This is a genomic window from uncultured Limnohabitans sp., assembly GCF_937889215.1.
Lineage (GTDB): Bacteria > Pseudomonadota > Gammaproteobacteria > Burkholderiales > Burkholderiaceae_C > Limnohabitans_A.
Map to the genome: position 1 here is coordinate 1 of NZ_CALBEX010000246.1, position 12511 is coordinate 12511.

The 12511-nt window shown below is 58.4% G+C and carries 10 protein-coding genes and 1 tRNA gene; 3 read left to right on the forward strand and 8 right to left on the reverse strand.

Features of this window, described 5'->3' with window-relative positions:
* From bamA to rpsB, 7 genes are all read right to left on the reverse strand, one after another.
* A partial coding sequence (bamA, locus tag Q0341_RS06285; RefSeq protein WP_299511276.1) for an outer membrane protein assembly factor BamA occupies positions 1–1525 on the reverse strand: 1525 nt, incomplete at its 3' end.
* Positions 1526–1737: 212 nt separating this feature from the next.
* Positions 1738–2931: a 1-deoxy-D-xylulose-5-phosphate reductoisomerase gene (locus Q0341_RS06290; RefSeq protein ID WP_299511277.1), complete on the reverse strand. Its 1194-nt coding sequence runs from the start codon at positions 2929–2931 to the stop codon at positions 1738–1740.
* Between the two features lie 16 nt (positions 2932–2947).
* Positions 2948–3796, reverse strand: coding sequence for a phosphatidate cytidylyltransferase (locus Q0341_RS06295; RefSeq protein ID WP_299511279.1), 849 nt, complete (start codon positions 3794–3796; stop codon positions 2948–2950).
* 74 nt (positions 3797–3870) lie between these two features.
* Complete coding sequence (gene frr / locus Q0341_RS06300) at positions 3871–4431, reverse strand: ribosome recycling factor (RefSeq protein WP_299511281.1); 561 nt, start codon at positions 4429–4431, stop codon at positions 3871–3873.
* 24 nt (positions 4432–4455) lie between these two features.
* Entirely contained in the window at positions 4456–5178 is a 723-nt protein-coding gene (gene pyrH, locus Q0341_RS06305) for a UMP kinase (protein WP_299511283.1), read from the reverse strand.
* A 59-nt stretch (positions 5179–5237) separates the two neighbouring features.
* Positions 5238–6131, reverse strand: coding sequence for a translation elongation factor Ts (gene tsf / locus Q0341_RS06310; RefSeq protein WP_299511285.1), 894 nt, complete (start codon positions 6129–6131; stop codon positions 5238–5240).
* Positions 6132–6209: 78 nt separating this feature from the next.
* Positions 6210–6959 carry a 30S ribosomal protein S2 gene (gene rpsB, locus Q0341_RS06315; protein ID WP_299511287.1) on the reverse strand — a complete coding sequence of 250 codons (750 nt, stop codon included), beginning with the start codon at positions 6957–6959 and terminating at the stop codon, positions 6210–6212.
* A 234-nt stretch (positions 6960–7193) separates the two neighbouring features.
* Here rpsB and Q0341_RS06320 point away from each other — a divergent pair, with 234 nt between their 5' ends.
* Both Q0341_RS06320 and Q0341_RS06325 read left to right on the forward strand, forming a co-directional pair.
* Positions 7194–8549 (forward strand): amidase, encoded by a 1356-nt coding sequence (locus tag Q0341_RS06320; protein WP_299511289.1) that lies wholly within the window; start codon positions 7194–7196, stop codon positions 8547–8549.
* A 4-nt stretch (positions 8550–8553) separates the two neighbouring features.
* Entirely contained in the window at positions 8554–10056 is a 1503-nt protein-coding gene (locus tag Q0341_RS06325; protein ID WP_299511291.1) for an NAD(P)H-hydrate dehydratase, read from the forward strand.
* A 6-nt stretch (positions 10057–10062) separates the two neighbouring features.
* Here Q0341_RS06325 and rnr read toward each other — a convergent pair whose 3' ends face one another.
* Complete coding sequence (gene rnr, locus Q0341_RS06330; RefSeq protein WP_299511292.1) at positions 10063–12306, reverse strand: ribonuclease R; 2244 nt, start codon at positions 12304–12306, stop codon at positions 10063–10065.
* Positions 12307–12357: 51 nt separating this feature from the next.
* Between rnr and Q0341_RS06335 the strand changes: the two genes are divergently transcribed.
* Positions 12358–12442, forward strand: a tRNA-Leu gene (locus Q0341_RS06335).
* Positions 12443–12511 lie beyond the last annotated feature (69 nt).

Below are 12511 nucleotides of genomic sequence, written 5' to 3' on the forward strand. Positions count from 1 at the left end.
CGCCCAAATAAGGTCGGGTGGTGCGGTGGAAAATGTCCACTGTTCTGGAAATGCCGTTTTGGGTGAAGTAAGGGTCGGTGGTGCTGAGCACCAAATTGCGGTTGAATTTGCTGGTGTTGACTTCAACGGCCAGGTAATTGCCAGAACCAAAGGCGTTTTCCTGTCGAATGCCAAAGCTCAGCGCCACCTTTTCGGCCGATGAAAATCCGGCACCCAAAGAAATGCTGCCCGTGGGCTTTTCAGCCACTGTGAACAACAGGTCCACCTGATCGGGTGCACCCGGCACCTCGACGGTCTCGACATTCACATTGGTGAAGTAACCCAAACGATCGACGCGGTCTCGCGACAAGCGGATCTTGTCGCCGTCGTACCAAGCGGCTTCGAGTTGCCGGAATTCACGCCGAATGACTTCATCGCGGGTGCGGTCATTGCCAGCCACCTGAATTCGGCGCACATATGCACGGCGTGAAGGCTCCGCCTGCAACACGAACTTCACTCGGTTGTTTTTGCGGTCAATCTCGGGCTTGGCTTCGACCCTTGCAAACGCAAAACCAAATTTACCGAAGTAATCGGTGAAGGCTTTGGTCGTTTCGGTCACTGTCTCGGCGTTGTAGGGCTTGCCGACTGCAATTTTGATCAAGGACTTGAACTCTTCGTCACGGTCCAGGTAATTGCCACCGAGCTCGACGCCAGAGATCACAAAGCGCTCACCTTCGGTGATGTTGATGGTGATCGACATTTCCTGTTTGTTGGGCGACATGGCCACCTGCGTGGAGTCGATGCGGAATTCTAGGTAACCGCGCGACAGATAAAACGATCGCAAGGCCTCAAGGTCTGCATTGAGTTTGGTTCGCGCATAACGGTCAGATTTGGTGTACCAACTCATCCAGCCACCGGTGTCCAGGTTGAACTGGTCACGCAAGGTTTCGTCCTTGAAGGCCTTGTTCCCCACGATTTCGATCTGCCCAATTTTGGCTGGCCCACCTTCAGTGATCGTGAAGCTCAGATTGACGCGGTTGCGGTCAATGGGGGTCGCAGTGGACACCACCTCGGCCCCGTACAAGCTGCGGCTGATGTATTGGCGTTTGAGCTCTTGTTCAGCCTTATCGGCCAAGGCTTTGTCAAAAGGACGCCCCTCCGCCAACCCGACATCTTTCAAGGCCCGCAGCAAAACATCCTTGTCAAATTCTTTGAGACCGATGAATTCAACCGAAGCCACAGAGGGCCGCTCTTGAACCACGACGACCAAAACATCACCTTGGGTTTCAAGTCGCACATCCTTGAACAAGCCCAAGGAAAACAAAGCACGAATGGCCGCCGCACCTTTGTCGTCTGAGTAACGATCGCCAACCCTGAAAGGCAAAGATGCAAAAACGGTCCCGGGTTCGATGCGCTGCAAACCTTCAACACGGATGTCGCGTACCGTGAAAGGATCAACCGCCCAAGCAGGTAGAGTCAGCGTGGCACAGGCCAAGGCCTTAAGAGCAAAAGGCAGGGCTGTGCGGCGAAAATCAGAAAAGATCATGGTGCAATCGTTCAAAAAACAGAGCCATTTTCAGGTTTGAAAATCAGACTTTGAAAAGCTCACCAGCGTATACGCAACAGGCCTATGGGACCTGAAAGCAACGCAAATCGAGAGCGCTGGCGTGTTACGAAATACAAGGCAAAAGCATCGAAAGATAATACATCAGGACAGCCCCCTGACGGAGATGCTCTAGGCCTCAAGAACAGGACTTTTCAGGCGATACGCTTCAAAACCTGCTCGGCCTGCAAGCGGCTTTGCTTGTCCAGGGCCAGCAAATCTTCCAAATTCACCGGCGGGACGCTCACCACGCCATCCAAAGTGGCACGGTTGACGTCATGGATTTGGTCAAAACGAATGCGCTTGTTCAAGAAAGCATCCACGGCCACCTCATTGGCCGCATTCAAGACGGCGCAACTGCCGTGCACCCCACGCAAAGTTTCCCAAGCCAGCCCCAGCCCGGGAAAGCGCAACAAGTGCTCGGGCTCGTCCATGGCCTCAAAGGTCATGGCGGCCAAGGCATGGAAGTCCAACGCACTCGCACCGGACTCGATGCGCTCTGGCCAGCTCAGGCCATAGGCAATCGGCACGCGCATGTCGGGCGTACCCAACTGCGCCACCACCGAATGGTCGCGGTACTGCACCATGGAGTGAATGACGCTTTGCGGGTGAATCACCACCTCCAATTGCTCGGGAGACATGCCAAACAAATAACGCGCCTCGATCACCTCCAGTGCCTTGTTCATCATGGTGGCGGAATCCACCGAAATCTTGCGCCCCATGACCCAGTTGGGGTGCGCGCAGGCTTGCTCGGGTGTCACATCTCTGAGTGTGCGCGGATCGCGGGTTCGAAACGGTCCACCCGAGGCGGTCAGGATGATCTTTTGCACCCGCCGCTGCCAGCTGGCAGGGTCTTCAGGCAAGGACTGGAAAATGGCCGAGTGCTCGCTGTCGATTGGCAGCAGCAAAGCGCCCCCCTCCCGAACCGCGCCCATGAACACCTCGCCACCCACCACCAAGGCTTCTTTGTTGGCCAACATCAGCCGCTTGCCAGTGCGGGCCGCTGCAATGCATGGCGACAAACCTGCAGCCCCCACAATGGCCGCCATCACGGCATCCACCTGCGGGGCCGAGGCTACCTCATCCAACGCGGCAGCACCCCAACGCACTTGCACCGGCAAGCCCTCGGCCCGAACGCGATCTGCCAGCTGCCGGCCAGCAGACTCTTGCACCATCACCGCCACCTCGGGCTGGAATTTGGCGCACTGGGCCAACATCAACTCGACCTGGCTCGATGCCGTCAGAGCATGGATGCGGTACTGGCCCGGATGGCGGCTGAGCACGTCGAGCGTGCTGGTGCCGATGGAGCCCGTTGAGCCCAAAATGGTGATGCATTGTTGCGTCTTCATGTCTGCCTTCTCCACATCAAATCCAGGCCACCAACATCATAGCCAAAGGCAAGGTGGGCAGCAAAGCGTCGATACGGTCCAACACCCCCCCATGACCAGGCAGCAAGCCCGAGCTGTCTTTCATGCCGGCACTGCGTTTGACCAGGGACTCCACCAAATCCCCCACCACACTCATGGCCGACATGAAGAACAAGGCGGGCACCATGAGCCACCAGCCTTTGGCCAGCAAGAGGCTGTAAAAACTGAGGCCCCTGCTGCCAGTTTCCTGGTCAAAAATAACCCACGCGCAGGCCACCAGCAGCACACCCAGCATGCCACCGAAAACACCTTCCCAACTTTTACCGGGACTGATGGCGGGTGCCAATTTGACTGCGAAAAAACGGCCGCCAAATTTGCGCCCGAAGAAATAAGCGAAGACATCGGCGGCCCACACCAAAACCAAGACCGACAACAAAAAATTCACCCCTCTCATGTGGGCTTGAGCCAGCGCCAACCAAGCCAGTGCCAGCAAAAACAAACCGGCCCACCAGCGAAGTGCGCGAGGCCAAAGCGCCCAACCGGGCACCCCACGTTGGACCATCCAAGCCCCCAACAAAACCCACATGGCACCAGCAAAAAGCCACAACTGCGGGAGTGTTGATTGCACCCAGCCTCCGTACTGCGCCCAAGCACAAGCGATCAAACAGGCCCCCGCCCCCAGCCAAGCCTGCACTGCACCAACAGAATTGAGTCTTCCCCATTCCCATGCGGCTGCGATGATGAGGACCAAGGTCAGAATTCTGAAGGGCCAAGGATCAATGGCAAACAATGCGGGCAGCAACAAAGCCAGCAAAACCAGGGCGGTGACGATTCTTTGTTTGAGCATGGATTCTCCAGAAAAAAAAGGCCGCCAAGGGGCGGCCATTCAGGCCGTGTCCAGGCACGGCTTGGGATTCAAACTCAAACCGCCATGATCTCTTGTTCCTTGGCCGTCACCAGCTGATCAATCTCGGTCATGCGCTTGTCGGTCAGTTTTTGGATGTCCGCTTCGGCACGTTTTTGATCGTCCTCAGAAGCCTCTTTGTCTTTGACCAGCTTTTTCACCGATTCGTTGGCATCACGGCGCAGATTGCGAATGGCGATCTTCGCGTTCTCACCTTCAGTTCGTGCCAGCTTGGTCATTTCCTTACGGCGCTCTTCGCTCATGGCGGGCATCGGCACACGGATCAACTCACCCAGGGAGGCGGGATTCAGACCCAACTCGCTCTCTCGGATGGCTTTCTCGATCTTGGCCGCCATGCTTTTTTCCCACGGCTGCACGCTGATCGTGCGCGAGTCCATCAAGGACACATTGGCCACTTGCGACAAAGGCACCAGCGAACCGTAATAGTCCACATGGATGGTGTCCAGCAAAGCTGGGTTGGCGCGCCCCGTGCGGATGCGTGTCAGGTTGTTTTTGAACGCCGAAATGGACTGCTCCATTTTGGTTTCACTTGTTTTCTTGATGTCTGCAATGGTCATCGGGTTCTCCTCGTCAGAACGGGCTCAAGCATAAACCAAGGTGCCTTCGTCTTCGCCCAGAACCACGCGCTTCAAAGCGCCGTTCTTGATGATCGAAAACACCTTGATGGGCAACTTCTGGTCGCGGCACAAAGCAAAGGCGGTGGCATCCATGATGCCCAGATTGCGAGAAATCGCTTCGTCAAAACTGATTTCACTGTAGCGCGTGGCAGAGGGGTCTTTTTTCGGATCGGCGGTGTACACACCATCGACCTTGGTGGCCTTGAGCACCATTTCTGCCCCGATCTCGGCACCACGCAAGGCCGCAGCCGTGTCGGTGGTGAAAAACGGGTTGCCTGTACCCGCAGCGAACACCACCACTTTGCCCTCTTCAAGGTACTGCAAAGCCTTGGGGCGAACGTAGGGCTCAACCACTTGGTCAATGCCAATGGCCGACATGACACGCGCTGTCAAACCCGCTTTGTCCATGGCATCGGCCAAGGCCAAAGAGTTCATCACCGTGGCCAACATGCCCATGTAGTCAGCGGTGGCGCGGTCCATACCGACTGAGCCGCCCGCCACACCTCTGAAAATGTTACCGCCACCGATCACCACCGCCACCTGGACACCCAGGCGCGTGATTTCAGCGATCTCTTCGGCCATGCGCACGATGGTGGCGCGGTTGATGCCAAAAGCATCGTCCCCCATCAAGGCCTCCCCCGACAGCTTGAGCAAAATACGCTTAAAGGCTGGCTTGGGAGAAGACATGACGGGTTCCTTGAAAATCAATGTGGACGATGAAACGGCAACTCAGGAGTGCAAAGCGCTCAGGCAGCGCCTTTGGCCGCCGCCACTTGGGCAGCCACTTCAGCGGCGAAGTCGTCAACCTTCTTCTCAATGCCCTCACCCACCACATACAAAGTGAAGGCGTGAACGCTCGTGCCTGCAGCCTTGAGCATTTGCTCCACGGTTTGCTTGTCGTTCTTGACGAAAGACTGGTTGAACAAGGACACTTCTTTGAGGTATTTCTGAACAGAGCCTTCAACCATTTTGGTCACGATGTCCGCAGGCTTGCCCGATTCAGCAGCCTTGGCTGCAGCCACTGAACGCTCTTTTTCGATCAGATCGGCTGGCACTTCGGCGCTGGTCAAGGACACAGGCTTCATGGCGGCGACGTGCATGGCAACGTCTTTGGCAGCGGTTTCGTCACCGTCGAACTCGACCAACACACCGATGCGGGTGCCGTGCAAGTAGTTGGCAATCTTGGCCGCACCCGCTGCGCGCTTGAAACGGCGAAAGCTCATGTTTTCACCGATCTTGCCGATCAGGCCTTTGCGCACGTCTTCCAGTGTGGGGCCGAAACTGTCCTGGCTGTAAGGCAACGCGCCCAAGGCAGCCAGGTCAGCGGGGTTGTGCTCAGCGACCAATTTGGCCGCTGCGTTGGCCAAAGCCAGGAAGCTGTCATTCTTGGTCACGAAGTCGGTTTCGCAGTTCACTTCGATCATGGCACCCGTAGTGCCGCTCACGAAACTGGTCACCACGCCTTCGGCGGTCACGCGCGAAGCGGCCTTGCCAGCTTTGGTGCCCAGCTTCACGCGCAACAGCTCTTCGGCTTTGACCATGTCGCCTTCGGCTTCGGTCAGGGCTTTTTTGCACTCCATCATGGGGGCGTCGGTTTTTGCGCGCAGTTCAGCGACCATGCTTGCGGTAATTGCAGCCATTTGATTTCTCCGTATTCAGTCTAAAAGTCAGATTAAAAAAAAGGGGCCACAAAGCCCCTTTCATCGAGTTTTGGCAACTCAGGCAGAAGCGTTGGCTTCTTCGACGAACTCTTCGTCACCTTCGGTCACAGCCTTGACCACGTCGTTGACGGCATTGGCACGGCCTTCGATGATGGCGTCAGCGATGCCACGGGCGTACAAGGCCACGGCCTTGGCCGAGTCGTCGTTACCGGGGATGATGTAGTCAATGCCTTCGGGCGAATGGTTCGTGTCAACCACACCGATCAATGGAATGCCCAATTTTTTGGCTTCCGAGATGGCGATTTTGTGGTAACCGACATCAATCACAAAGATGGCATCAGGCAAAGCCGCCATGTCTTGGATGCCACCGATGTCTTTTTCGAGCTTTTCCATCTCGCGCTTGAACATCAACTGCTCTTTTTTGCTCAGGCTTTCGAGGCCAACTTCTTGTTGCGCCTTCATGTCTTTGAGGCGCTTGATGGAGGTCTTGACGGTTTTGAAGTTGGTCAACATACCGCCCAACCAACGCTGGTCAACGAATGGCACGCCAGCGCGCTGGGCTTCAGCCGACACCAGATCACGGGCTTGGCGCTTGGTGCCCACCATCAAAATGGTGCCACGGTTGGCCGACAACTGCTTGGCGAATTTGATCGCGTCCTGGAACATCGGCAGCGATTTTTCCAGGTTGATGATGTGAATTTTGTTGCGGTGACCGAAGATGAACGGGGCCATCTTGGGGTTCCAGAAGCGGGTTTGGTGACCAAAATGGACACCAGCATCCAGCATTTCGCGCATGGTAACGGACATAAAATACTCCAAAGGTTAGGTCTAAAATCCAGTCCAATGATCGCCTGCAGCCAAAAAAAACAGCAGGAAACACCTTGTCAGGACGGATTCGCGTTTGAACTCGATGAGCCCAACTCGGCTTGCGCAATGCAATTAAAAGAGCTTGTTTGACAAGACATCTAAAAAGAGCAGAAGCTGCACTCAGCAAAGCCTTACGATTATAGCATCTTGACTCCAAATAAGAGCGTGCCAGCCATGAAATTTGATCTGATTGCCACCCGTCAAGCCATTTTGTCGGGCGAGAAACAAGCCCAAGCGGTGGCGCAGGCCTGTTTGGCTGTGGCCCAAAGTCCAGCTTGTGAACACGTGTTCACGCAGTTGACCCCCGATTCACTCTTGCGCGCCGCAGCCCAAGCGCAAGGGAACGCCAAACCCTTGGCTGGTCTGGCGGTCTCCATCAAGGATCTGTTTGATGTCCAAGGGCAGAGCACGGCGGCGGGGTCACTGGTTTTGCAAAACAGCCTGCCCGCCCAGCAAGATGCCGCCGCAGTTGCGCGTTTGCGTGCGGCAGGCGCCGGCCTGATCGGGCGCACCAACATGGTCGAATTTGCTTTTTCGGGCGTAGGCACCAACCCGCACCACGGCACGCCGGCGGCTTGGGATGCCCAAAGTGACCGCGCTGTTGGCCCCCCCGGGCAGCCCCATGTGCCGGGTGGCTCCAGCTCAGGCGCGGCCGTGTCGGTGGCGTCTGGTGCCGCCTTCATCGGGCTGGGTTCAGACACGGGCGGCTCGATCCGTGTGCCTGCTGCCCTGAATGGCATCGTGGGCTTCAAAAACACCGCCCGGCGTGTCCCAACGCATGGGGCCATCCCCTTGTCCACCACTCTGGACACCATTTGCGCCATGACGCGCACGGTGCGCGACACGATTTTGGCCCACGAAATTCTTTCTGCAAGGGCAGTCCCCCGTGGGCTGCGCCCACTGCAAGGGTACCGCTTGGCCGTGGTGCAAAACCTGATGCAAAACGACATGGACAACAACGTGACGCAGGCTTTTGAGCGCAGCCTCAACGCGCTTCGGACAGCCGGCGCACGCATCGACGAGATCGCGCTGACAGAACTGAACGAATTGGCACCCATGATGAGCACCGGCGGCTTCAGCCCGGCCGAAGGCTTTGCCTGGCATCGCGAGCTGCTCGGCCGCGATGCTGAACGCTACGACCCGCGTGTGGCCCATCGCCTGTTGCGCGGCGCCAGCATGAAAGCCCACGAATACATGGATTTGGTGCAAGTGCGCCAGCAATGGATACGACGGGTCGAAACCGCATTGGTCGGCTACGACGCCGTCCTGTCGCCCACCACCCCGATCACGGCACCGAAAATCAGCGAAGTCGCCCCTGGTCCCGAGCGCGATGCTGAGTTTTTTCGAGTCAACAGTTTGCTGCTGCGCAACACCAGCGCCGTGAACACATTGGATGGCTGCGGCATCTCTCTGCCCTGCCACGCACCGGGCGAATTGCCCGTGGGCTTGATGGCTTGGCATGCCGCCATGCACGACGACACCATTTTGCAACTGGCCTTGTTGCTCGAGCCCCTGCTGCAACATCACTGACTTCATGCACACCCTGAGCCGCTCACACGACTGGCCCATCCTGGGGCCTGCGCAGGTGCGGCAGCTGGAGCCGCTGCTTCAGGCCCTCAACCCTACGCCTCTGATGCAAAGCGCTGGCCTTGCCTGCGCCAAACTGGCCTTGGCCTTGGCACCGCATGCTCGGCGTATCTGGGTCGCCGCAGGACCAGGCAACAACGGCGGCGACGGCCTGGAGGCGGCTTTGCACCTGCACCAATGGGGCAAAAAGGTGGTGGTCAGCCTGCTCGTCTCACCGGGTCCCGGCCCTGAAGATGCGCAAGCGGCCTTGCAACGTGCGCAGCTGGCCGGCGTGCGCATTCAATTCAGCGCGCCCACCGATTGGCTGCAACAGATGGATGCGCAGGATCTTTGTATCGACGCCTTGCTGGGCATCGGAGCCACAAGACCCTTGAGCGCTGATTTGCAGGCCTGCGTGCAGGCCATAAAAAACTGCGCTGCCAAGGTGCTGGCCATCGACGCGCCTACTGGGCTGAACCCGCTATCGGGCCAGTGGCTTGATGGCGGCAACAGTGGAGACACCTTGGCTGTGCAGGCCGACCACACCCTGAGCCTCATCGCCGTGCAAGCCGGTTTGCTCATGGGGCATTGGCGCGACGCCAGCGGCCAAATTTGGCTAGAAGACTTGGGCTATCTCCCAAGCCAGCACAGCGTCCCGCCACTGGCCTGGCTCAATGCCCCTTACTCTGCTGCGCCCAAGCCCCACGCCAGCCACAAAGGCAGCCACGGTGATGTGGCGGTGATTGGCGGCGAAGGCATGTACACAAACGGTATGGGCATGACTGGCGCGGCCATTTTGGCGGCGACAGCGGCCTTGCATGCGGGTGCGGGTCGTGTCATTTTGAGCCTGATGTCTGGACAAACCAGCGACAACGCACCGCCTGATGTGATGCAACGCGAATTCGAGCGGCTGGCGCTTGAAAAACTGCATGTGGTGTGCGGCTGTGGTGGAGGCACCGCTGTGCAAGCGGTCTTGCCCGAGGTGCTGCAGCGCAGTAGCGGTCTGGTGCTGGACGCCGATGGCCTCAATGCCGTGGCGCAAGACAGCGCACTTCAAGACGCGCTGCGCCAGCGGTCTGCGCACGCGGCAACACAAGCCACCGTCATAACACCCCACCCGCTGGAGGCCGCCCGCTTGCTGGGCTGCAACACGCAGCAGGTGCAAAACGACCGCTTGAAAGCAGCACAAGAACTGGCCGAGCGCTTCCAATGCATCGTGGCCCTGAAGGGCTCAGGCACCGTGATTGCCGCGCCAGGACGAACGCCGCGCATCAACATCACGGGCAATGGCCGGCTGGCCATTGGCGGCACCGGCGATGTGTTGGCCGGGCTGGTAGGCGCGCGCATGGCGCAAGGCCAAAACACCTTCGAAGCCGCCTGCGCGGCGGTGGCTCAGCACGGGCAAGTGGCAGATGACTGGCCACCAGGCAAGGCACTCACCGCCAGCCGACTGGCCCAGCGGTTGGCCTAAAAAGCTTCAGCGTCGGGGCATGGTGGTCCTCGGGCCTTTTTTCTTGGCAGCCGCTTTTTTCACCGAAGTCTTGAGCGCCTGAATCGGCGAGCGGTTGCGCTCAGCATCGGCCATTCGGCGATCTTGGGCACCCCTCTTCTTGTCGCGCCCGCCTTCTGCAAGGGCCGATACGCCTTTGTCGCGCATGGCACGCGGCACCAAATCATCGCCCGCAGTCACCAACCGGAAGTCGATCTTGCGCCCGTCCAGATCCACCCGGCTGACCTGCACCTGCACCCTGCTGCCGATGGCGTATCGAATGCCGGTGCGCTCGCCGCGCAACTCCTGTCGCAACTCGTCAAAGCGGAAATACTCGCCGCCCAACTCGGTGATGTGCACCAACCCCTCGACATACAAGGTGTCCAAAGTCACGAAGATGCCGAAGCTGGTGGCCGCAGACACCACACCGCTGTATTCCTCACCCAAGTGCTCACGCATGTATTTGCACTTGAGCCAGGCTTCCACATCGCGGCTGGCTTCATCGGCACGGCGCTCGTTGGCACTGCAATGCAGGCCCGCGGCCTCCCAGGCGCGTTGGTCGGCGGCCGACATGCGCACCCGTGGCGCAGACGATTCTGGCGCATCGCCTTTGGCTGCACGGCTTTTTTCAAGACGCTTGGTCAGCTTGGCATGTGCCTCACCGGGCACGGGCAAGCTGGGCAGCGTGTATTTGCGGTCCAGCAAAATCGCCTTGATAACCCGGTGCACCAACAAATCCGGGTAGCGCCGGATCGGGCTGGTGAAGTGGGTGTAAGCCTCGTAGGCCAAGCCAAAGTGCCCGCTGTTGACCGGGGTGTAGATGGCCTGCTGCATGGAGCGCAGCAGCATGGTGTGGATCTGCTGCGCGTCCGGGCGGTCCTTGGTCGCTTGGGCAATTTTTTGGAACTCGCTGGTGTGCGGATCGTCGCTGATGCTCAAGCCCAAACCCATGGCCTTGAGGTAGTTGCGCAAAATGTCTTTTTTCTCGGCCGTCGGGCCTTCGTGCACACGGAACAGGCCGGGGTGCTTGCCTTGCTGGATGAAGTCGGCGCTGCAGACGTTGGCTGCCAGCATGGCCTCTTCGATCAGGCGGTGCGCTTCGTTGCGCACGCGGGGCACGATCTTTTCAATACGGCCACTTTCATCACAGACGATTTGCGTCTCTGTGGTTTCAAAGTCCACAGCACCACGCACCGCACGAGAAGCCAGCAGCGCTTTGTAAACGTCTTGCAGGTTCATCAGGTCGGTGACACGCTCCTTGCGTTTGGCCGCTTCTGGCCCGCGGGTGTTGCCCAAAATGGCCGCGACTTCGGTGTACGTGAAACGTGCATGGCTGTGCATCACCGCCGGATAAAACTGGTAGGCATGCACATCGCCCTTGGCGTTGACCAGCATGTCACACACCATGCACAAACGGTCCACATCCGGGTTGAGAGAACACAGGCCGTTGGACAATTTCTCGGGCAGCATGGGTATCACACGGCGCGGGAAATACACGCTGGTGGCGCGGTCGTAGGCATCGATGTCAATGGCACTGCCGGTTTGCACATAGTGGCTCACATCGGCAATGGCCACCAGCAAACGCCAGCCTTTGCCGCGTCCGACTTTGGCTGGCTCGCAATACACCGCATCGTCAAAATCGCGGGCGTCTTCGCCATCGATGGTGACCAAGGGCACATCGCGCAGGTCCACGCGGTCCTTGCGGTCCTTGGCCAGCACCTTGTCGGGCAGGCCTTTGGCTTGGTCGATGCATTCAGCAGAGAACTCGTGCGGAACGCTGTATTTGCGCACAGCAATTTCGATCTCCATGCCCGGGTCATCGATCTCACCCAGCACCTCTTTCACGCGGCCAACAGGCTGCCCAAACAAAGCGGGGGGCTCGGTCAATTCGACCACCACCACCTGGCCCGGCTTGGCCGCACCCGTGGCACTTTTGGGGATCATCACGTCCTGCCCGTAGCGCTTGTCTTCGGGGGCGACCAGCCACAAACCACCTTCGTGCAACAAGCGGCCAATGATGGGCTGTTCCGGGCGCTCCACGATCTCGACGATGCGCCCTTCGGGACGCCCTTTGCGGTCTTGGCGCACGATGCGAACCTTCAGGCGGTCCTTGTGCAAAACAGCGCGCATTTCGTTGGGCGAGAGGTAAATATCCGACTCGCCATCGTCGCGAATCAGAAAGCCATGGCCATCGCGGTGACCTTGCACCTGGCCTTCGATTTCGTCCAGCATCCCGCTGGTTGGAGCTACTTTTTTAATATACAATCCTTGGATTCCTGAGATGCCCAGATGGCGGAATTGGTAGACGCACTAGTTTCAGGTACTAGCGAGTAACATCGTGGAGGTTCGAGTCCTCTTCTGGGCACCATCTTAAACAAACACATAACCGACAAAGCCGATGGCCACAAGCCACCGGCTTTTTTGTTGCCGCAAGCTG